The organism is Actinomadura violacea, assembly GCF_017573465.1.
Lineage (GTDB): Bacteria > Actinomycetota > Actinomycetes > Streptosporangiales > Streptosporangiaceae > Spirillospora > Spirillospora violacea.
Map to the genome: position 1 here is coordinate 143,209 of NZ_JAGEPF010000017.1, position 20,496 is coordinate 163,704.

General features: G+C 74.7%; 21 protein-coding genes. 13 read left to right on the top strand and 8 right to left on the bottom strand.

Translation table 11 applies throughout. The annotated features are described in order from the left end of the window. Window positions 1-1,140, bottom strand: a complete 1,140-nt coding sequence (locus J4709_RS27540; RefSeq protein WP_208244704.1) for a methyltransferase — start codon at window positions 1,138-1,140, stop codon at window positions 1-3. Between the two features lie 47 nt (window positions 1,141-1,187). Between J4709_RS27540 and J4709_RS27545 the strand changes: the two genes are divergently transcribed. Both J4709_RS27545 and J4709_RS27550 read left to right on the top strand, forming a co-directional pair. Further along, window positions 1,188-1,559 (top strand): YrdB family protein, encoded by a 372-nt coding sequence (locus J4709_RS27545; RefSeq protein ID WP_232384131.1) that lies wholly within the window; start codon window positions 1,188-1,190, stop codon window positions 1,557-1,559. Next, complete coding sequence (locus tag J4709_RS27550; protein WP_208244705.1) at window positions 1,556-1,927, top strand: DUF6086 family protein; 372 nt, start codon at window positions 1,556-1,558, stop codon at window positions 1,925-1,927. Before J4709_RS27545 ends, J4709_RS27550 begins: the two co-directional genes overlap by 4 nt. Here J4709_RS27550 and J4709_RS27555 read toward each other — a convergent pair. Continuing rightward, window positions 1,896-2,786 carry a helix-turn-helix domain-containing protein gene (locus tag J4709_RS27555; RefSeq protein ID WP_208244706.1) on the bottom strand — a complete coding sequence of 297 codons (891 nt, stop codon included), beginning with the start codon at window positions 2,784-2,786 and terminating at the stop codon, window positions 1,896-1,898. The two genes, J4709_RS27550 and J4709_RS27555, sit on opposite strands and share 32 nt — an antisense overlap. A 92-nt stretch (window positions 2,787-2,878) precedes the next feature. On the opposite strand from J4709_RS27555, the gene J4709_RS27560 reads away from it, so the two are divergent. Then, window positions 2,879-4,267 carry an MFS transporter gene (locus J4709_RS27560; RefSeq protein ID WP_208244707.1) on the top strand — a complete coding sequence of 463 codons (1,389 nt, stop codon included), beginning with the start codon at window positions 2,879-2,881 and terminating at the stop codon, window positions 4,265-4,267. Window positions 4,268-4,289: 22 nt separating this feature from the next. After that, window positions 4,290-5,051 carry an SDR family NAD(P)-dependent oxidoreductase gene (locus J4709_RS27565; protein ID WP_208244708.1) on the top strand — a complete coding sequence of 254 codons (762 nt, stop codon included), beginning with the start codon at window positions 4,290-4,292 and terminating at the stop codon, window positions 5,049-5,051. A 47-nt stretch (window positions 5,052-5,098) separates the two neighbouring features. Here the strand turns inward: J4709_RS27565 and J4709_RS27570 are convergent, their stop codons facing one another. Continuing rightward, on the bottom strand, window positions 5,099-5,461 hold the full coding sequence (locus J4709_RS27570) for a nuclear transport factor 2 family protein (protein WP_173097695.1): 363 nt from the start codon (window positions 5,459-5,461) through the stop codon (window positions 5,099-5,101). A 207-nt stretch (window positions 5,462-5,668) separates the two neighbouring features. On the opposite strand from J4709_RS27570, the gene J4709_RS27575 reads away from it, so the two are divergent. The 4 genes from J4709_RS27575 to dnaN all read left to right on the top strand — a co-directional run bounded on the left by J4709_RS27575 (window position 5,669) and on the right by dnaN (window position 10,040). Beyond that, a complete protein-coding gene (locus J4709_RS27575; protein ID WP_208244709.1) occupies window positions 5,669-6,646 on the top strand; it encodes a DMT family transporter in 978 nt (325 codons plus the stop codon). Window positions 6,647-6,696: 50 nt separating this feature from the next. Next, window positions 6,697-8,169 (top strand): AlkA N-terminal domain-containing protein, encoded by a 1,473-nt coding sequence (locus tag J4709_RS27580; protein WP_208244710.1) that lies wholly within the window; start codon window positions 6,697-6,699, stop codon window positions 8,167-8,169. Window positions 8,170-8,184: 15 nt separating this feature from the next. Further along, window positions 8,185-8,694 (top strand): methylated-DNA--[protein]-cysteine S-methyltransferase, encoded by a 510-nt coding sequence (locus J4709_RS27585; protein WP_208244711.1) that lies wholly within the window; start codon window positions 8,185-8,187, stop codon window positions 8,692-8,694. A 194-nt stretch (window positions 8,695-8,888) separates the two neighbouring features. Continuing rightward, window positions 8,889-10,040: a DNA polymerase III subunit beta gene (gene dnaN, locus J4709_RS27590; protein ID WP_208244712.1), complete on the top strand. Its 1,152-nt coding sequence runs from the start codon at window positions 8,889-8,891 to the stop codon at window positions 10,038-10,040. A gap of 3 nt (window positions 10,041-10,043) precedes the next feature. On the opposite strand, the gene J4709_RS27595 is transcribed toward dnaN, so the two are convergent. Beyond that, window positions 10,044-10,628 (bottom strand): TetR/AcrR family transcriptional regulator, encoded by a 585-nt coding sequence (locus J4709_RS27595; protein ID WP_208244713.1) that lies wholly within the window; start codon window positions 10,626-10,628, stop codon window positions 10,044-10,046. Between the two features lie 135 nt (window positions 10,629-10,763). Here J4709_RS27595 and J4709_RS27600 point away from each other — a divergent pair, with 135 nt between their 5' ends. Next, on the top strand, window positions 10,764-12,380 hold the full coding sequence (locus J4709_RS27600; RefSeq protein WP_208244714.1) for a carboxylesterase/lipase family protein: 1,617 nt from the start codon (window positions 10,764-10,766) through the stop codon (window positions 12,378-12,380). Window positions 12,381-12,408: 28 nt separating this feature from the next. Here the strand turns inward: J4709_RS27600 and J4709_RS27605 are convergent, their stop codons facing one another. Next, on the bottom strand, window positions 12,409-12,993 hold the full coding sequence (locus J4709_RS27605; protein WP_232384132.1) for a helix-turn-helix domain-containing protein: 585 nt from the start codon (window positions 12,991-12,993) through the stop codon (window positions 12,409-12,411). A 117-nt stretch (window positions 12,994-13,110) separates the two neighbouring features. Continuing rightward, the gene (locus J4709_RS27610) at window positions 13,111-13,593 is read right to left on the bottom strand and encodes a pyridoxamine 5'-phosphate oxidase family protein (RefSeq protein ID WP_208244715.1); all 483 of its coding nucleotides are present in this window, start codon (window positions 13,591-13,593) and stop codon (window positions 13,111-13,113) included. Between the two features lie 113 nt (window positions 13,594-13,706). Here J4709_RS27610 and J4709_RS54930 point away from each other — a divergent pair, with 113 nt between their 5' ends. Continuing rightward, a complete protein-coding gene (locus J4709_RS54930) occupies window positions 13,707-16,493 on the top strand; it encodes an ATP-binding protein (RefSeq protein WP_307801601.1) in 2,787 nt (928 codons plus the stop codon). Window positions 16,494-16,497: 4 nt separating this feature from the next. Here the strand turns inward: J4709_RS54930 and J4709_RS27620 are convergent, their stop codons facing one another. After that, window positions 16,498-16,950, bottom strand: coding sequence for an iron chaperone (locus tag J4709_RS27620; RefSeq protein ID WP_208244717.1), 453 nt, complete (start codon window positions 16,948-16,950; stop codon window positions 16,498-16,500). A 148-nt stretch (window positions 16,951-17,098) separates the two neighbouring features. Then, entirely contained in the window at window positions 17,099-18,301 is a 1,203-nt protein-coding gene (locus tag J4709_RS27625) for an alpha/beta hydrolase family protein (RefSeq protein WP_208244718.1), read from the bottom strand. A gap of 87 nt (window positions 18,302-18,388) precedes the next feature. On the opposite strand from J4709_RS27625, the gene J4709_RS27630 reads away from it, so the two are divergent. The 3 genes from J4709_RS27630 to J4709_RS27640 all read left to right on the top strand — a co-directional run bounded on the left by J4709_RS27630 (window position 18,389) and on the right by J4709_RS27640 (window position 20,495). Then, window positions 18,389-18,826: a MarR family winged helix-turn-helix transcriptional regulator gene (locus J4709_RS27630; RefSeq protein ID WP_208244719.1), complete on the top strand. Its 438-nt coding sequence runs from the start codon at window positions 18,389-18,391 to the stop codon at window positions 18,824-18,826. Between the two features lie 98 nt (window positions 18,827-18,924). Further along, window positions 18,925-19,614 (top strand): B3/B4 domain-containing protein, encoded by a 690-nt coding sequence (locus J4709_RS27635; RefSeq protein WP_232384133.1) that lies wholly within the window; start codon window positions 18,925-18,927, stop codon window positions 19,612-19,614. Continuing rightward, window positions 19,614-20,495, top strand: coding sequence for an EamA family transporter (locus J4709_RS27640; RefSeq protein ID WP_208244720.1), 882 nt, complete (start codon window positions 19,614-19,616; stop codon window positions 20,493-20,495). Before J4709_RS27635 ends, J4709_RS27640 begins: the two co-directional genes overlap by 1 nt. Window position 20,496 lies beyond the last annotated feature (1 nt).

Consider the following 20,496-nt stretch of genomic DNA (forward strand, 5'->3'; position numbering starts at 1 on the left):
CTAGCGGGCGGGCATGAGGCGCCAGAGCGACGTCGTCTCGGCCGATCGGGCGGCGTGGAGCGGGTCGTCCCGGTCCGCGGCGCGCGGGTGCGCGGGCTTGGTGTCGAGGCGTCCGGCGACGGTCAGGCCGGACGACTCGAAGAGGCGCAGCAGGTCGTCGCGCGTGCGCAGGCCGAGGTGTTCGGCCAGGTCGGACAGGATCAGCCAGCCCTCGCCGCCCGGCTCCAGATGACCGGCGAGGCCGGCGAGGAAACCGCGCAGCATCCGGGCGTCCGGGTCGTAGACGGCGTGTTCGAGCGGCGTCGCCGGCTTCCCGGGGACCCACGGCGGGTTGCACACGATCAGCGGGGCGCGCCCGTCCGGGAACAGGTCGGCCTCGACGACCTCGACGCGCTCCGCCACGCCCAGCCGCTCGATGTTGTCCTGGGCGCAGGCAAGCGCGCGCGGGTCCTGGTCGGTCGCGACGATGCGCTGCACCCCGCGGCGAGCGAGCACTGCGGCGAGCACACCCGTCCCCGTACCGATGTCGAACGCGACCGTGGTCGAGGGCAGCGGCGCTTGCGCCACCAAGTCCACGTACTCGCCCCGCACAGGGGAGAACACTCCGTAGTGCGGGTGGATGTGGTCGCCCCCCAGCGCGGAGATCGGAACGCCTTTCTCGCGCCATTCGTGCGCACCGACGAGCCCGAGAAGCTCCCGCAACGAGGTCACATAGGGCTCGTCATCCGGCCCGTACGCCTCGGTGCACGCCTGCACCACGTCCGGTGCACGCCGCAAGGGGATCGTGTGACCGGGCTCGAACGGGATGAGCAGCATGCCGAGCGTACGGGCGCGCTGCGCGCGCGCCTGCCGGTACAGGTGGAACGCCTGCACCTGCGACGGCTCCGGCTTCTGCCGGTTCCGGCGGGGCGGCCGGTCGGCGCGCCGCGCCATCGCCTTGAGCAGCTGCCGCGCGTTCTGGAAGTCGCCGCGCCACAGCAGCGCCGTCCCCTCGCACGCCAGCCGGTACGCCTCGTCCGCGCGCGTCGCGTCGTCGGCGACCACCACGCGGCGGGGGCGGGCGGCGCCGCTCTCCGACCGCCACCGCGCCGAGCGGTCGCGGCCGTCCTCGCGCCAGCCGATCACGGTCCGCTCGTCCACAACGAGCAGGGTAGCGGCGGCGGCGAGCCCGATGCGAAGATCACCCCATGCGTCTACCAGGTCCGTTGCACGTCCTGAACGAGGGCCTGGCCTTCATCCTGGAGCTCGCCGCGCTCGCCGCGCTGGCGTGGTGGGGCTTCACCGCGGGCGGGAACGTGATCGTCCACATCGTCCTCGGCATCGGCACTCCGGTGGCGGCGATGGTGCTGTGGGGCATGTTCGCCGCGCCCCGCGCCCGCTTCAAGGTCGCGCTGCCGCTCGTCCTGCTGGTGAAGGCGGTCGTCTTCGGCGCCGGCGCCCTCGCGCTCTACGGCGTCGGACATCCCGCGCTCGCCGCCGCGTTCGCCGTCGTCGCGCTGCTCAACACCGCCCTCGCCACCCTCGACCGCGACGCAGCCTTCCGCGCCGCCGCCCAGTGAGCCAGTATTTCCAGGCCGGTGAGGACGTCCTGTGGAATCCCGCGACCGCCGTCGCGCGGCTCTTCACGGACACGGCCGAGGCGCTCGCCCGCCTGGTCGAGCGGCCGTCGGGGCTGGGCCCGATGGTGGCGGACGAGTGCCGGATCGACGTCCCGGCGTTCGCCGCGTTCGTCGACGCGCTGGTCCGCAGGTACGCGCGGTCCAACCACGACGTCCTGAAGGCGCTCATGGAGGGCTTCACCGGCACCGCGCTCGTCCTGGTGGAGCGCGCCGGTGCCGTCGTCCCGGCCTTGGCGGAGATGCCGGACGATCCGGGAGTGCTGCGGCTGGCCGAGATCAGCCGGCGGTTCGCGGGGATCGCTCGGTAGCGGCGGCGAGGTCGGCGCTGGAGAGGTGGCGGGACGTGTCGGCGAGCTTGCGGAGGGCGGCCTCCGAGGGCGAGCCGGGCTCGGCGGCGTAGAGCATCAGGCGGCTCAGCTCGGGGTCGCCGGGCAGGTGCAGGGTCTCGAACGGCAGGACGAGCCGTCCGACGTCGGGGTGGTCGATGCGGGCCTCGCCGTGCGTCAGGTCCGTGACGTGGTGCGCCGACCACAGCCGCACGAACTCCGGGCTGCGCGCGCGCAGGTCGTCGATGAGCGCGCGCAGGTGCGGGTCGTCAGGGTCCTGGCCCGAGCGGAACCGCAGGTAGGCGACGTTGCGGCGGGCGACCGTGGGCCAGTTGTCGCCGAGCCGCGCCCGGTAGTCGGCGTTGAGGTGGATCTGGTGCGACCAGGTGCGCTCGTCCGGCGGGATGTTCGCGAGGTCCACGAAGATCGCCGCGGTGAGCCGGTTCCACGCGACGACGTTGGTGTAGTGGCCGACGACGTACGCAGGCGCCTGCGTGATCGAGTCGAGCAGGTGCTGGAGCGGCGGACGCAGCCGGGCCGGCGCGTGCGGGCCGGAGCGCCGGGGCGGGTGCGCGAGGCGGTGCAGGTGGGCGTGCTCGTCGGCGTCCAGCCGCAGCGCGCGCGAGATCGCGTCGATGATCTCGGCGGACACGCCGTCCGCGGTGCCCTGCTCCAGCCGGATGTAGTAGGCGACGCTGACGCCGGCGAGCTGCGCCAGCTCCTCGCGCCGCAGACCGGGGACGCGGCGGCGCGTCCCGTAGGAGGCGACGCCGGCGTCCTCGGGCCGCAGCCGGGCCCGCCGGGACTTGAGGAACTCGCCGAGCTCGGTGTTGCGCGCCATGCCGGTGAGGCTATCCGCTGATCCTGCTACTGCCGGTGGTACGAATCGGCGGGGGCTGGGTGTGCGCGCGGGGCGGCGCCAGAGTCGCTGCCATGAGCGTTCTCACGAGCGCCGCGGTGACCGCCCCCGAGCGGATGTCGCCGCGGCACAAGCTGATCCTGACCCTGCTTCTCGGCGCGCAGTTCATGCTCGCCATCGACTTCTCCATCCTCAACGTGGCGCTTCCCGTGGTCGGCAAGGGCCTCGGCTTCGGACTCGGCCAGCTGCAGTGGATCGCGACGGCGTTCGCGCTGCCGGCCGCCGGGTTCACGCTGCTGTTCGGACGCGTCGCCGACCTCGCCGGACGCCGCCGGATGCTGCTCGCCGGGATGGCGCTGCTGGCCGCCGGCTCGCTGGTCGGCGGGCTCGCCGCCTCGCCCGCGATGCTGCTGGCCGGGCGCGTCCTGCAAGGGCTCGCGACCGCGATCGCGACGCCCGCGGCGCTGTCGCTGCTGACCACCTCGTTCCCCGAGGGGCCGATGCGGACGCGGGCGCTCGGGCTGAGCGGCGCGCTGATGTCCGCCGGGTTCACCGTCGGCGCGGTGCTCGGCGGCGTGCTCACCGACCTGCTGAGCTGGCGCTGGGCGTTCCTGGTCAACGTGCCGGTCGCGGTGCTGATCCTCGCGGTGACGCCGTCGCTGGTCGCCGAGAGCCGGGCGCGGGACGGCGCGCGGCTGGACGTCCCCGGCGCGGTCACCGTCACCGGCGGCCTCCTCGCCCTCGTCTACGGGATCACGACGGCCGGGCAGCACGGCTGGGGCGACCCGGTCGCGCTGGTCGCGCTGGCCGCCGCCGTCGTCCTGCTGGTGGCGTTCGTGCTGGTCGAGCGGCGGTCCCCGGCTCCGCTCGCGCCGCTGAACGTGCTGACCCGGCGCTCGGTGAGCTGGGGGAACGCGGGCGGCTTCGTGGCGTTCGCGACCGAGACGTCGCTGGTGTTCCTGATGACCCTCTACCTGCAGCAGGTCCTCGACTTCTCGCCGCTGACCACCGGCCTCGCGCTCGGCGTCCTCGGCGCCGGCACGTTCGCGGGCGGCGTCGCCGCACCCCGGATCATGGGCCGGTTCGGCGGCCGCGCGACGCTCGTCGGCGGGCTCGTCCTGCAGGCCGCCGCGACGGCCGCGCTGCTCGGCCTCGGCGCGGACCGCTCGGCGCTCCCGCTGCTGCTGGCCGCGACCGCGATCGGCGGGTTCGGGAACCTCGTCGCGATCGTCGCGTTCATGGGCACCGCGACGTCCGGGCTGCCGGACGGCGAGCAGGGCCTCGCGACCGGCCTCGCCACCATGACGCAGCAGGTCGCGATCACCCTCGGCATCCCGGTGATGAGCGCGATCGCCACCGCGCACGCCTCCGTCCTCGGCGGCGTGCACGCCGCGACCCTGGTCAACGCCCTGATCGCAGTCGCCGGCGGCGCCCTCGCCGGGCTGTTCCTGCGCCGCTCCTGAACCCGCAGAAGGGATCGATCCGATGGACCTCGAACTCGCCGGCAAGGTGATCATCGTCACCGGCGCGTCCGCCGGGATCGGCGCGGCGACCGCCCGGCTGCTCACCGAGGAGGGCGCGCACGTCGTCGGCGTCGCCCGCACCCCGGCCGGGGACGGCATCGCCGCCGACCTCACCGACCCGTCCGCCGCGCAGCGGATCGTGGACGCGGCGCTCGACCGGCACGGCCGCCTCGACGGCCTGGTCAACAACGCCGGAGCCCTCGACTCGCGGATCGGCTTCCTGGACGTCACCGACGACCAGTGGCACGCCGCGTTCGAGCTGAACCTCCACGCCGCCGTCCGGATGGCGCGCGCCGCGCTCCCCGCGCTGATCGACCAGGGCGCGGGCAGCCTGGTCCACGTGTCCAGCGAGGCGGCGCGGTTCCCCGACACGCCGCTGGTGGACTACGCGGCGGCCAAGACGGCGCTGCTGTCGGTGTCGAAGACGCTGGCGGGGGAGTTCGGCCGCTGCAGCGTCCGGTCCAACGTCGTCGCGCCGGGCCCGACACGCACCCGGCTGTGGGACGAGCCGGGCGGGTTCGCCGAGCAGCTGTCCGCGCAGTACGGGCTGCCGGTGGAGGACGCGGTCGACCGGTTCGTCCGGGAGGAGCGCCGGCTCCCGACCGGGCGGCTCGGCACGCCGCAGGACGTGGCGCGCGTCATCGCCTACCTGCTGTCGCCGCTGTCCGCGCAGGTCACGGGCGCCGAGTGGGCCGTGGACGGGGGAGCCCTCCGGCAGCTCTGAGCGGTGCCACGGGCCGGGCGCGGGGCGCCCGGCCCGTCCCCTTTCCTTCAGGCGGGGACCTTGTCGAGGAAGCCGGTCACGCGGTCGAAGCGGCCGTCGTCGTCGAAGGTCGCCACGTCGAAGCCGACCGCGAGCGCCTCGCCGCCCTCGGGCCCGAGCTCCCAGGTGAAGCGGGCCACGTTGTGGTGGGCGTCGACCGCGCCCGCCGCGCGGAACACCAGGCCGGGGAACTGGCCCTGGGCCGCGGCGATGAACGCGTCGATCGCGTCGCGGCCCTCGGCGACGCCGAGCGGGTCGACGTAGACGGGGTTCTCGGTCCACAGCGCGTCGATCGCGGCGCGGCGCGCGGCGGGGTCGGTCTCGTTCCAGGCGGCCAGGTACTGCTCGACCCGCTGCTGAACGTCGCTCATCTCGGTGCTCCTGTCGGTTCGTCCGGGCTCGTCCGTCCCGGTGGTCCCTACGGTGCCGTCCCGGCGGCCGGAGATCGATTACCTGGGACGTCATGCGAGGTCCGACCGGACTCGCCCCGCTTGATGCCGGATAGTGTCGGGCTGCGAACTCCCCCGGCGGCCACCCCTGCGGGGGACGGACCCGCACCGGGAAGGAACGTTCCAGCAGTGACCGCCGAGGCCCCCGCCCTGCACGCCCAGGCCGATGGAGGCGGACGCACGGGCGCCACCGCCTCCATCGGCCTGGCCGTGCTCGGCGCGCTGTTCTTCTCCGCCTCGTTCATCGCGAACCGGATGATGGCCGTCGGCGGCGGCGCCTGGGAGTGGACCGGCGCGCTGCGGTTCTTCTTCTCGCTGCCGATCTTCCTGGCGATCGTGGGGGCGCGCGGCGGCGTCCGGCCCGTCCTGCGGGCGCTGCGCGCCGACCCGCTCCCCTGGACGCTGTGGAGCACCGTCGGATTCGGGTTCTTCTACGCGCCGCTGTGCCTGGCCGCCGACCTCGCCCCCGGCTGGACGGTCGCCGCGACCTGGCAGGTCACGATCGTCTGCGGCATGCTCCTCGCGCCGCTGCTCTACGACGACGAGCGCGGCCGGATCCCCGGCCGCGCCGCCGCGCTGTCGCTGCTGATCCTCGCCGGGGTGTTCCTCAGCCAGTTCGGCGGGCACGGCGGGACGTCGGCGGGCATGGCGGGCGGCGTCGCGGTCGTGCTGGTCGCGGCCGTCGCCTACCCGGTCGGGAACCGCCGCACGATGGAGCTCGCCGGGACCGGCCTCGACACCTTCCAGCGGCTGCTGGCGATGTCGATCGGCAGCCTGCCGTTCTGGATCGTCGTCGCGGCCGCCGGCGGGGTCCGGGCGGGCGCGCCGACGTCGGGGCAGCTCGTCGCGAGCCTCGTCGTCGCGGTCAGCTCCGGCGTGATCGCGACGTCGCTGTTCTTCGCCGCGACGCACCGCGTCCGGCGGCACCCGCTGCGGCTCGCCGCCGTGGAGGCCACGCAGGCCGCCGAGGTCGTGTTCGTCGCGCTCCTGGAACCGCTGTTCACCGCCACGGACCCGCCCGGCGCCGTAGCATGGGCGGGCATCGCCGCGATCGCGCTCGGGGTCGTCCTCTACGCCTTCGCGGGCCGTCCCGCCCCGCGACGATGATGTCGGTTTTCCGCCAGTGAACATGCCTGACCATCGGTGATGCTGGAAGCATGCACGAGGACGTGGAAAGGTGCGTGCGGGCCGTCCGGTCGAAGGACGCCCGCTTCGACGGATGGTTCTTCACCGGGGTCGTGACCACCGGGATCTACTGCCGGCCGAGCTGCCCGGTCGTGCCGCCGAAGCCCGAGAACATGCGGTTCTACCCCAGCGCCGCCGCCGCGCAGCAGGCCGGGTTCCGCGCCTGCAAGCGCTGCCGGCCCGACACCAGCCCCGGCTCCCCTGAATGGAACCACCGCGCCGACGTCGTCGCCCGCGCGATGCGGCTGATCTCCGACGGCGTCGTCGACCGCGAGGGCGTCCCCGGCCTCGCCGGACGCCTCGGCTACAGCACCCGCCAGATCGAGCGGCAGCTCAACGCCGAACTCGGTGCGGGCCCGCTCGCGCTCGCGCGCGCGCAACGGGCCCAGACCGCGCGGCTGCTCATCGAAACGACGCCGCTGCCCATGGGCGACGTCGCGTTCGCGGCGGGATTCGCCAGTATCCGCGCGTTCAACGACACCGTCCGGGAGGTGTTCGCCCTGACGCCGACCGAGCTGCGGGACCGCGTCGCCAAGGGCCACCCGCCCGCCGGCTCGGGGACGCTGTCGCTGCGGCTCCCGTTCCGCGCGCCGCTGTGCCCCGACAACCTGTTCGGCCATCTCACCGCGACGGCCGTCCCGGGCGTCGAGGAGTGGCGGGACGGCACGTTCCGCCGCACCATGCGCCTCCCCCACGGGCACGGGATCGCCGCCCTGAGCCCGCGCCCTGACCATGTCGCCTGCACGCTGACGTTGAGCGACCTGCGCGACCTCACCATCGCGATCAGCCGGTGCCGCTGGATGCTCGATCTCGACGCCGATCCCGTGGCCGTGGACGACCTGCTGAGGGCCGACCCCGTCATGGCACCGCTTGTCGACAAATCACCCGGGCGCCGTGTCCCGCGCACCATGGACGCGCCGGAGTTCGCGGTGCGGGCCGTCCTCGGACAGCAGGTGTCGGTGGCCGCCGCGCGCACACACGCGGCACGCCTCGTCACCGCCTATGGCGACCCCATCACCGACCCGGGAGGCGGCCTCACCCACCTCTTCCCGACCCCCGCCGCGCTCGCGGAACTGGACCCCGAGGCGCTCGCCTTCCCCAAGACCCGCCGCACCACCCTCACCACCCTCGTCGACGCCCTCGCCAACGACGAGATCGACCTCGGCGTAGGGAGCGACTGGGACGAGGCCCGGACGCGCCTCTACGACCTCCCCGGCTTCGGCCCGTGGACCGTCGAGACCATCGCCATGCGCGCCCTGGGCGACCCCGACGCGTTCATACCGGGCGACCTCGGCATCAAGGTCGCCGCCAAGGCGCTGGGCCTCCCCGCCACGCCGGCCGCCCTCACCAAGCACGCCGCACAGTGGCGCCCATGGCGCGCCTACGCCGTGCAATACCTGTGGGCCACCAGCGACCACCCCATCAACCTTCTCCCCGCCAACTGACCAGGAGACATATCCATGGAACCGACACACGTCGTAGTGGACAGTCCCGTAGGGCCGCTCACCTTGGTGGCTCTAGACGGCGCCCTATGCGGCCTCTACATGGTGAACCAGCGGCACCGTCCGCCACAGGAGTCCTTCGGCACCCCCGGAGACCCCACAGCCGAACCCTTCGCCGTCACCACCGAGCAGCTCACCGCCTACTTCGCCGGGGAACTCACCGAGTTCGACCTGCCGCTCAACCTGCGCGGCACCCCGTTCCAAGGACGGGTCTGGGCCGCGCTCCAAGAGATCCCCTATGGCGAGACCACCACCTACGGCGAACTCGCGGTCGAACTCGGCAAGCCCAGCGCGTCCCGGGCCGTCGGCCTCGCCAACGGCAAGAACCCGGTCGGCGTCATCGTCCCGTGCCACCGCGTCGTCGGCTCCACCGGAAGCCTCACCGGCTACGGCGGCGGCCTCGACCGCAAGCGCTACCTCCTCGACTTCGAACGCAAGACCCACAGCGTCGAAGCGGCGCTCTTCTAAGTAACCGGCCCCGGCCGGAACCCCAGCCCCGCCAGGAAGAACAGGACCCAGCCCGCGAAGAGCCACGCGCCCGGCCGCCCGGGCTTCCCCCGCCGGGTCGTGGGGAACTCCCCCGTACGGGGGGATCACCGTTCTGTCAGAGCCGCGAGTTACCGTGCACGAAGAGCAAGCCGAACGTCGAAAGGCAGACCGAGGTGGAGTTCCGAGTCGACCGTCAGACCCTCGCCGAGGCCGTGGCGTGGGCGGCGCGGACGCTGCCCGCGCGCCCCGCGCTGCCCGTCCTCGCCGGGATGCTCGTCGAGGCCACCGCCGACGGCGGGCTCGCCCTCGCCGGCTTCGACTACGAGGTGTCCGCCCGCGCGCGGATCGACGCCGACGTCGCCGAGCCCGGCCGCGCCCTCGTCCCCGGCCGGCTGCTCGCCGAGATCGTCCGGAACCTGCCCGCGCAGCCCGTCGAGTTCGCCACCAAGGGCGCCGAGGTCGTCGTCCGCTGCGGGCCCGCCGAGTTCGGCCTGCTCACCCTGCCCGTCGAGGACTACCCGACGCTCCCCGAGGCGCCCGCCCGCGCCGGCACCGTCCCGGGTGAGCTGTTCGCCGCCGCCGTCGCGCAGGTCGTCCCCGCCGCCGGCCGCGACGACACCCTGCCCATGCTCACCGGCGTCCGCATCGACATCGACGGCGACACCATGTGGCTCGCCTGCACCGACCGGTACCGCATCGCCGCCCGCGAGCTGACCTGGTCGCCCACCGAGCCCGGCTTCACCGCCGGCGTCGTCGTGCCCGCCCGCACCCTCGCCGACACCGCCAAGGCGATCCGGCCCGGCGCCGAGGTCGCCCTCGACCTCACCGGCGCCGCCGACACCCTCATCGGCGTCTCGGGCGGCGGCCGCAGCATGACCAGCCGCCTCCTCGACGACCAGTACATCAACTACCGGTCCCGGCTCACCGGCGACTGGACGTCGGTCGCCGAGATCCGCACCGCCCCGTTCGTCGAGGCGATCAAGCGGGCCGCGCTGGTCACCGAGCGCGGCACCCCGATCCGGCTCGCGTTCACCGCCGGCGAGGTCCGCATCCGCGCCGCGTCCGGCGACTCCGCCCGCGCCAACGAGAGCCTCGGCGTCGAGCTGTCCGGCGACGACATCGACATCGCGTTCGCACCCCAGTACCTGCTGGACGGCCTCGCCGGCATCGACACCGAGTACGCCCGCCTCGAATGCACCGGCCCCACCAAGGCCGCCCTGCTCACCGGCATCCCCGACCGCAAGGACGGCGAGGACCCGGGTCCGGACGCCCCGTCCGACACCGGCTTCCGCTACCTGGCCATGCCCGTCCGCCTGACCAGCTGACCCTCACGTCCCGCCGTCGGTGGCGATGCGCTGAAGTGCGCGGGCCAGGTCGCGGCCGGTGGGGGCGCGGTCGGGGTCGATGAGGTACTGGGCCATGACCCCGGTGAGCAGGGCCTGGTAGAAGCCGCCGACCGCCCAGGCGGTGTCCGGGTCGGCGTCGGGGTCCAGACCGCCGAGCACCTGGGCCAGCCCGAGGCGTGCCTCGCTCAGGCCGGCGGCGAGCTGCTCGCGCAGCGAGGGGACGTGCGGCAACTGGCCGATGACGTCGAAGGTGGCGGTCCACAGCCGCTGGTGCTCGGCGAACGACCCGGTGATGTGGTTCCAGGCGACCTCGAAGCGTTCGGCCGCGGTGGCGCCCGGGCCGAGGGGCGCGGCGGCCAGGGCCTCACCGAGTTGCCGTCCCCACTCCCCGGACGCCTGGGCGAGCGCCTCGTTGAGCAGCGCCTCCTTGGAACCGAAGTGGTAGCCGATGGCCGCCATGCTGACGCCGCCGGCGGCGGCGGTGATGTCGCGGATGGTCGTGCGCGCGTACCCCTTCTCGTACAGGCAGCGCTTGGCTCCGGCGAGGAGGTCTTCGCGGTTTCCCATGGCCGGACATGCTAGCACCGGACTTGGGCATCCGCCTTAGGCAAACGACTTGGGCATGCGTCTTGCACGTTTGCCCAAATCGCGGTTAGTGTCCTCGCCATCGACCTTGATCAACGGGATGTGGGGCAGGCGAACATGCGCAAGGCACTGGGCACGGGACTGGCGGCGGCCGTGGGCGCGGCCGGGGTGACGGCGGCGCTGGCGGGTCCGCCGGCGGCCGCAGCGGGAGCCATGACCGCGGCGAGCGCGACCGTCCGCACCGACAAGGGCCTGGTACGTGGGGCCGTCGTAGGCGATCACCGGACTTTCCAAGGCATCCCGTACGCGGCTCCGCCGGTAGGGCGGTTGCGGTGGAGTTCACCCCGCCCGGCCACCGCCTGGAGCGGGGTGCGGGACGCGACCAAGCCCGGCGCGCTGTGCGCGCAGAGCGGGGACCACCTGGGCCAGGGCAGCGAGGCCGAGGACTGCCTCTACCTCAACGTCACCACCCCGGCCGCGGTCGCGTCCGGCAGGCGGCTGCCGGTGCTGGTGTGGATGCACGGGGGCAGCTTCAAGGACGGCGGCGGCAGCCTGTACGGCGCGCGGCGGCTGGCCGTCCAAGGCCAGGCCGTCGTGGTGACCATCAACTACCGGCTCGGCGTCTTCGGCTTCCTCGCCCACCCGTCCCTCGACCGGGGAAAGAACGCCTCGGGCGACTTCGGGCTCGAAGACCAGCAGGCCGCCCTGCGCTGGGTGCGCCGCAACGCGGCCGCGTTCGGCGGCGACTCCGGCAACGTCACCCTGGCCGGCGAGTCGTCCGGCGCCATCAGCACCTGCGCGCAACTGACCGCGCCCGGATCGGCCGGGCTGTTCGACCGCGCCATCACCCAGAGCGCGCCGTGCACCGCGCCGCAGGCGCCGTCGATGGCCCTGGCCAACAACCCCCGTCCCCGCGCGCAGGCCGAACGCGACGGCGAAGCGCTGGTCGGGCGGCTGGACCTCGGCGCCGAGCCCACCGCCGACCGGCTGCGCCGGGTTCCCGTCAAGGACCTGCTGAAGGCCGCCGCCGACCCCGCCCAGCCGGGGTTCGGGCCGGTCGTCGGCGGCCCGGTCCTGCCCGAGGACCCGGCCCGCGCCATCGCCGCCGGCCGCTTCCACCGCGTGCCGGTGCTCGCCGGGACCAACCACGACGAGGAACGCATGCACGTGTGGGGCCTGGAGATGGCCAAGTACGGCGGCCCCATCCCGGCCGGCGCCTACGACGACGAGGTCCGCGCCGCGTTCGGCGACCACGCCGCCAAGGTCCTGGCGCGCTACCCGCTGAACCGTTTTGCCTCCGCCGGCCAGGCGCTCGCCACCGCGCTGACCGACGCCGAGTACGCCAAGCCCGCCCTAGAGACGTACAAGGCCCTGTCCCGGCGGGTGCCGACCTACGCCTACGAGTTCGCCGACGCCGGCGCCCCCTGGTTCGCCGGTGTCGCCAAGCCCTACGCGATGGGCGCCTACCACAGTGCCGAGCTGCCCTACCTGTTCGAGACCACCGGCACCGAGCCCCTCACCGGTGCCCAGCCGCCCCTGTCCGACCAGATGATCGGCTACTGGACCCGCTTCGCCCGCACCGGCGACCCCAACGGCTCAGCCGCCCCGGCCTGGAAGCGCTCCGCCCCCACCCGCCCCTACGTCCAGTCCTTGGCCCCCGGCGAGCACGGCATCAAGCCCGCCGCCTTCGCCCGTGACCACGACTACGCCTTCTGGTCCTCACTGGACCGCTGACCCTCGCCCCACGCGCCGGGGCGGGCGGTCAGAGGTCGAGGACGGCGAGGACGAAGCGCAGGTCGTCGGCGGCGGCGTTGCCGTAGGAGTGCGGGCGGTCGCCGACGAACACCGCCGCGGTGCCCGCGTCGAGGAGGTCGGTGCGGCCGTCGACCCACAGCGTCAGCGTGCCCGCCTCCACGTAGACGATCTCCTTGGTGCCGGGGACGTGCGCGTCGCTCTCCCGGACCTCCCCGGGCCGCAGCTCCCACCGCCACAGCTCCAGCGACGGCCGCGGGTCGCTGCCGGCGAGCAGCGTGCCCGTCCCGCCGTTCGCGCCCTCCCACAGCACCACGTGCCGCTCCGGGCGGAACACCCGCACCGGCGGCTCCTCCTCCACCTGCACGAGGCGGGTCAGCGGGACGCCGAGCGCGTCGGAGATGCGGATGAGCGTGCCGAGGTTGGGGTTGCCGCGCCCCTGCTCCAGGCCGACCAGCACGCCCTTGCTGACGCCGGAGCGCCCGGCCAGCTCGTCCAGGCTCCAGCCGTGCCCCGCCCGCAGGGCCCGGACGGTCCGGGCGACGGCCTCGCCGATCGCCTCCTGCCCGCCCGACCCGGTCTCCTGCCCGCTCAACCCCGGCCTCCCGCCCGCACGGCCGCGCACGACCCGTGATCCGACGTCCCCCACGATCCCACCATCATCGGTGCCCGGAGTTCCGGCGGGCCTCCGGATCGCGCCGGCGTCGCGCCGTCAGGGGAGCCAGTGGCCGTCGCGCATCAGGTCCCGGCCGGGCAGCTCGTTCACCTCGCGCCAGGCCTGGACGCGGCGCGGGGTGACGCGGAACCAGCGGTACGCCCCCGGCGACGTGCGCGGGTCGAAGCCGGTGCGCTCGGCGAACAGGTCGGCGCGGTCGCTGGGCAGCGCGTCCAGGTCGATGGGCTCGACATCGCCGTCGATCATGGTGACGTCGCGGGTGGGGCCGAGGCCGAGCCGGACGGTGCGGGCGGCGGCGAGGTTCCGGCCGGTCGGGCTGCCCGCCGGGGTGGCCACGAGCAGCGCCTCCCCGTCCCAGTCGAAGGACAGCGGCACGAGGTACGGGACGCCGTCGGGCGAGGCGGTGGCCACCCAGACGTCCACGTCGCGGGCGAGGCGGTGCTCGGTGTCCCGGCGGCGCCGGGCGCGGGGGCGGGGCTCGGGAAGGGGCCGGGTCTCCTGCGCGGAAGGGCTGGTCATCGCTGCTCCGATGGTCGTGGGTCACGGGCCGGTCGCCGTGCTCACAGCCTGTCGCCGCGGGGGTGCGGGCCGCCTCCGTGCCGGTCACGGAATCCACCACGGATAATGAACCGGTGATCAGTCCGGCGGTCTCGGCCCGGGAGGCCGAAGTCCTCGCGCTCCTCGGCGAGCACCTCAGCAACGCGGAGATCGCCGCGCGGCTGGTCATCTCCGTGCGCACGGTCGAGTCGCACGTCTCGTCGCTGCTGCGCAAGCTGCAGGTGCCGGACCGGCGGGCGCTCGCCCGGCATGCCGCCGAGGTCGTCCGCGCCGAGGAGCCGCAGGCGGCGCTGCCCGCGCCGCTGACGGCGTTCATCGGGCGGGTGCGGGAGCGCGCGGAGCTGGCCGGGGCGGTGCGGGCGCAGCGGCTGGTGACGGTGGTCGGCCCGGGCGGGGTCGGCAAGACGCGGCTGGCGCTGGCGGTGGCGGCGGACGTGGCGGGCGACTTCCCCGACGGCGTGTGGTTCGTCGACCTGGTGCCGGTCACCGAGCCGGGACGGGTCGGGGCGGCGGTCGCGGCGGCCGTGGGCGTGGGCGAGCAGCCCGGGCGCGGCATCGACGACGCGGTGCCGGCCGCGCTGGCGGACCGCCGCGCGCTGCTGGTGCTGGACAACTGCGAGCACGTCCGCGACGGGGTGGCGCCGTTCCTGGAGCGGCTGCTGGCGGCGTGCCCGCGGCTGCGGGTGCTGGTGACGAGCCGGGCCCGGCTGATGGTGCCGTTCGAGCGGGTCGTGCCGGTGCCGCCGCTGTCGCGGGAGGGCGGCGACGAGTCGGACGCGGTCGCGCTGTTCATGGACCGCGCGGCGGCGGTCGGGTGGCCGCCGGGCCCGGGGGTGAGCGAGGGGGTCGTGGCGGTCTGCGAGCGGCTCGGCGGGATGGCGCTGGCGATCGAGCTGGCGGCGGCGCGGTGGGCGACGCTCGGGCTGGACGGCCTGGCCGCGGGCCTGTCGGACCAGCTGCGGATCCTCACCGGCGGGCCTCGCGCGGACGACCGGCACCGGTCGGTGCGGGCGGTGCTGGACTGGAGCCACGACCTGCTGGAGCCGCAGGACCGGGCGCTGCTGCGCCGGGTGTCGGTGTTCGTCGCGCCGTTCACCGCGGAGGCCGCCGCGGACGTGGCCGGGTTCGCGCCGCTGGATCCGGCGGCGGTCGTCGACGGCCTGGGCCGGCTCGCCGAGCAGAGCCTGCTGGCGGTGGCGCCGTCGGAGACCGGCACCCGCTACCAGGCGCTGGAGACGATCCGCCAGTACGGCGCGGAGCGGCTGGACGGCGCCGCCGAGGCGGAGGACGTCCGGTCGCGCCATCTGGCGTGGTGCCTGAACGCCGCGGACGCCCTGTCCGGTAAGCGCGGCGCGGACTGGCGGGTCCGGTTCGACGCCGTCGCCGAGGACATGCGCGCGGCCCTCACCTGGGCCGCAGGCCGGCCGGAGCACCGCGCGGACGCGTGCCGGCTCGCCTCGTCGATGGCGGAGCTGGCCTTCGCGCGGACCCTGCTCGGTGAGGCGCAGCAGCGGTTCGAGCAGGCCGCCGGGCTCGCGGGCGATGCCGAGGCCGCCGTCGCGCTGCGGCAGGCCGCCGCGGTCGCCGGGTGCCGCAGCGTGGACGGCGACATGTTCCGCCTGCACCAGGCCGCCGCGGACGCCGCCCGCCGGTCCGGCGACGCGACCGGCGCCGCCCGCGACCTGGCGATGGCCGCGACCGTCGCGTACCGGTTCTCCAGCTCGTTCGAGCGCATCCCGCCCGTGGACGAGGTGGCCGCCATGCTCGCGGAGGCGCGCGCGCTGTCCGGCGACGATCCGGTCGCCGGGGCGGCCGTGGCGCTGGCCGAGGCGGCGGTGCTTGCGGACGCGTTCGGCTCCGTCCAGGGCGATCCGGACAATCCCGCGCAGGAGACGGTCGGGGAGGCCGAACGGGCGGTGGAGCTGGCGCGGCGCGCGGGCGACGCGGTGGCGGAGTCCGCCGCCCTCGACGCGCTCTCCGGCGCCCTGAGCTGGGCCGGCGACTCCCATGGCGCCGCCGCGGCGGCCCGGCGCCGGATCGATCTGCTGCCGTCCGAGCCGTCCGGCCCGGCGGAGACGCACGAGCTGATGGACGCGCTCGCGATGGCCGCCGGGACCGCGATCGGCGTGGGCGGGCTGCCGGACGCGCGCCGGTTCGGCGGGCGCCTCGCCGGGCATCCGCTGCTCGCCGAGGCGGGCCACCACGCGACGTCCTGGCTGCTGGTCGCGGACGCGTTCGCCGGGAACGCCGGCGAGGTGCTCGCGAGCAGCCTGCGGTTCCACGACGCGTGGGAGCAGAGCGGGCGGCTGCGGACGCGCTCGCTCGGCCCCGCCGCCGCGTCCGTCGCTATGGTGCACGGCCTGCGCGGCGACGGCGCCGCCCGCGAGGAGTGGCTCGCGATCGTCGCCGAGGCCGGCCCCGAGGCGGACCACCGCCTCGGATACGGCGCGGTCTTCGACGCCATGGTCCTGCTGCACCACGGCGACGCCGGTGCGGCGCTCGACCGCGTCGCGCCGGAGCCGGACGAGGTGTGGAAGTGGGTCTGCTGGGTGTGGCTGCACTGGTACGCGGCGCTGCGGGCGGAGACGGCGGTCCTCGCCGGGCGCCCGGACGCCCGCGACCGGATCGCCGCCGCCCGTGCCCTGGTCGCCGGCAACCCGGTCGCCTCCGCCCAGGTGGACCGGGCGGAGGCGCTGCTCGTTGGCGACGTGCCCGGGCAGCTCGCGGCCGCCGCGGCGTTCGAGGCGGCGGGCTGCCGCTACCAGGCGGCCCGCACGCTGGTGCTCGCGGGCGGCGAGCACGCCGGCGCCGGGCAGGCGGCCCTCGACGGCCTCGGCCTCGCGCCCATGGCCGTCCGGTAGCGGCTCAGGAGACCGCCCGCTTCACCAGCTCGGCGACCCGGGCCTCGACCTCCTCGGTCACCTCGGTCAGCGCGAAACCGGCCGCCCACATCGGGCCGTCGTCCAGCTTCGCCAGGTCGCTGAAGCCGAGCGTCGCGTAGCGCGCCTTGAACTTCTCGGCGCTCTGGAAGAAGCAGACGATCTTGCCGTCCAGCGCGTAGGCGGGCATCCCGTACCAGGTCTTCGGCGCGAGCTCCGGAGCGGTGGCCGTCACGACGGCGTGGATCCGCTCGGCCATCACCCGGTCCGAGTCCTGCATCGCGGCGATCTTCTCAAGGACGTCGCGCTCCGCCTCGGCCGCCTTCTCCGCCGCCGAGACGCGCTTCGCCGCCTTCTTCTGCTCCTTGGCGTGGTCCTTCATCGCGGCCCGCTCCTCGGCCGTGAAACCCTCGTAACCGCTGTCCTTGGTGGCAGCCATGGTCGCTCCTTTAGCCCGTTCTCCCGATCGCCGGTGTTCTCCCCGGCCGATCGCCGTGGTCATAGCCTCGCCCACCGGGAGTACGGGACGCCTCCGTGCTCACCACGGAAAGACCCTCGGTGCGGGCCCGTGGTCATCCGTGCCGTGGTCATCTGTGCCGAGGCGCCGCGGCGGCGGCCAGACCGTGCACCCAATCGAAGATCACCTCGTGCGCCTGCTGGAGCGCCCCGTTCTGGCAGTGCAGGTGCCCGCCGTCGGCCTCGGTGAAGGTGTGGACCCGCACCGAGCGCGCGCCGGTGAGCCGGTCGGCGAAGCCGCGGCCGAGCGCGGGGTCGTAGAAGTGCTCCCGCTCGGCCAGCAGGACGAGGGCGTCCGCGGTGATCCCGCCGGCCCATGCGCGGTCGTCGAACGGGCGCATCGCCTCGACCAGGTCGGGCAGCGTTTCGGCGCCGAACGTCCAGAGCGCGTTGCCGATCCCCCAGCGGGCCTGCGCGTCGAACCCGCCGTACAGGGGGACGGCGCGCCGCATCCACCACGGCATGCGCTCGAATGCGCGGCGCACCGGCCGGGGCACGTTGTGCAGGAACGCGGTGAGCATGCCGGGGAAGTAGTCGTACAGGACGATCCCGTCGTAGCGCGGCTCGAACGCGGCGGCCCGGGCGAGGAGGTGGCCGCCGAAACTGATGCCGGCGCCGACGAGGAGGCTGGGCTCGACGAGGCCGTCCAGCCAGTCGAGCACCGCCCGGGTGGGACGCTCCCACTCGGGCGTGAACGGCATGCCGTGCTCGCGCAGCGCCGACCCCTGGCCCGGGCCGGTGAACATCAGCACGCAGTGCCCTCGCCGGACGGCCGCCGCGCCGAGCATGAAGTACAGCTCTTCGAGCGTGGAGTCGAAGCCGCCCTGCACGACCAGCACCGTGCGGGCGTCCGGGTCCGCGGGGCGCAGGAACAGCGCCTCCAGGTCCGCGCCTTCGTAGGGGATGCGGGTGCGGGTGGCGTCGGTGCCGAGGGCGTCCAGCCCGGCGTCGAACAGGTCCCGGCCGGCCGTGGAGGACGCGGCGCGCCGCGGGTCCGCCGGGTCGAGGAAGAACTCGGCCTGCCGCTGGTAGTTGGCGGCCCTGAGCAGCGCTGTGCCCCGGGACACGGGCTCGCCGTATGCGCGTCCTCGTTCCGCGACCCGGTCCGCCATCGCGGACCATTCGCGGTACCAGGATGCGAAGTCGCCGCGGCGGACGCGCGCCATGACGGCGGCGACCTCGCCGAACTCGCCGCCGTCGTAGGCCGCGGTCCACAGCCCGCGCAGCGCCTCGAAGGCGAACGCCGGCGTCCGGGAGAACCTGATCGCGCGCATCCACGGCCCCATTTCCATGTCATGACACATATTTGCCCGGCGCCGAGCATATGCATGTCATGACACATAAAGCAATAGACTCCTCCCGTGGAGCCCGTACTCGAACTGCTCATGGCCCTCAAGACCGCGCAGCGGGAGGTCGAGCGGCGGTTCAATCACCTGCTACGCCCGCTCGGCGTCACCGCCGTCCAGGCCGAGGCGCTGCTGATCATCGCCGACGGGCAGCCGGTCTCCATCGCCGACCTCGGCGCCCGGATGGCCGCCGACCCCGGCCATCCCAGCCGGCTCACCGACCGGCTCGCCGCGGCCGGCTGGATCGACCGCACCCCCTCGCCGCACGACGGGCGCCGGACCGACCTCACCCTCACCCCGGCCGGGCGGGACCTCGTCGAGCGCATCGCCGAAGCCCGGCAACCCTTCTTCGACCGGGCGGCCGAAGCGCTCGCCGAAGCCGGGCTCATCGGCGTCCTCCCGGACGTCCGGCGTCTGCTCGACCTGGTCCGCGAGCTCCCCGACCCGGACTGAACCCGCCGGAGAACATCCGGCGGCGCCCGCGTGTTGGAGGAAACGGGTTCACCGGATCGCCCCTTCGGTCGGTATGCTGAACTTTGAAGTTCACTGAAATGACCGTCGAGGGGAGCAAGGGGATGCTGGAGCGGATCACCGTGGACGAGGCCGTGCGGGAGCTCCGTCCCGACTTCGCCGTGCTCGTCATGACCGCCGAGGGCCTGGCCAACGGCCCGAGCGACGCGGCGTCCGAGACCTGGCTGCGCGAGGCCGCCGGGCAGGCCGACGCCGCCGACCCGCACGTCGAGGCGTGGCGCGAGGCGTACCGGGCGTTCGGCGCCAAGCCGAAGCGGACCCGCCCCTCCGTGGACGCCCTGCTCCGCCGCGCCGACGCCCTCCCCGCGATCAACCGGGTCGTCGACGCCTACAACGCCGTCAGTGTCGCCCACGCGCTGCCGATCGGCGGCGAGGACCTCGACGCCTACCAGGGCCCCGCGCACCTGGTCAGGGCCTCCGGCGACGAGCCGTTCGACGTGATCGCCGCGGGCGAGCCCGCCGTCGAGCACCCCGAGCCCGGCGAGGTCGTCTGGCGCGACGACGCCGGCGTCACCTGCCGGCGCTGGAACTGGCGGCAGTGCGTCCGCACCCGGCTCACCGAGGACACCGAGAACGGCCTCTTCCTGCTGGAGCGCCTCGCGCCCTACCCCCTGGAGCGGCTGCAGGCCGCCGGCGACGAGCTCGCCGCCCGCCTGCGCGAGATCTCCCCGGACGTCCGGATCGAGAGCCGGCTCGTCGGCGGGGCGTGATGGTCACCGCCCTCGCCCTCGTCACCGCCGTCGCGTTCGGCGTCGCCGACTTCCTCGGCGGCGCCGTCTCGCGCCGGTCCACCGCGCTGAAGACCCTGGCGCTGTCCGCCCCGATGGGGCTCCTCGTCGTCGTCGTAGCCGCGCTGCTGGCCGGCGGCGCCCCCGCGCCCGGCCCGATCGCCCTGGGTTTCCTCGGCGGGCTCACCGGCGGCGTCGGCCTCATCACCTTCTACCGCGCGCTCGCCCGCGGCCCGATGAACGTCGTCGCGCCGGTGTCCGCGCTGGCCTCCGCGGTCCTGCCGGTCGGCGCCGGCGTCCTGCGCGGCGAGCGGATGGACGAGACGGCCCTGCTCGGCGTCCTGCTGTGCCTGGTCGCGATCGGCCTGGTCAGCATGGAGAAGGGCGGGGAGGGCGAGCCGTCCGGCGCCGCCTCCCTCCTCCGCCGGCCGCTGGACAGCGGCCCGCTGATGGCGCTGGTGTCCGGGTCCTGCTTCGGCGTCTTCTTCATCGTGCTGAAGGCGGTCGGGGACGGCGCCGGGCTCTGGCCGATCGCCGGCGCCCGCGTCGGCACGCTGACCGTCGTGTTCACAGCGCTGCTGATCGCCCTGCGGACCCGCGGCGGCGACCGGGGCCCGTGGGTGAGCGGCCGGGCGCTGATCGGCCTCGCGCTGCTGTCCGGCATCCTCGACTCCGGCGCCAACGCCCTGTACTACCTGGCCGTCCAGGACGGCCTGCTGAGCCTCGTCGCCGTCCTGACCTCGCTCTACCCGGCCATCACGGTGATGCTGGCGAGGGTCGCCTACAGCGAGCGGCTCCGCGCCGTGCAGCGCGTCGGGATGGCGGTCGCCGTCGCCGGCGTGGCCCTCGTCACCGTCGGCTGAC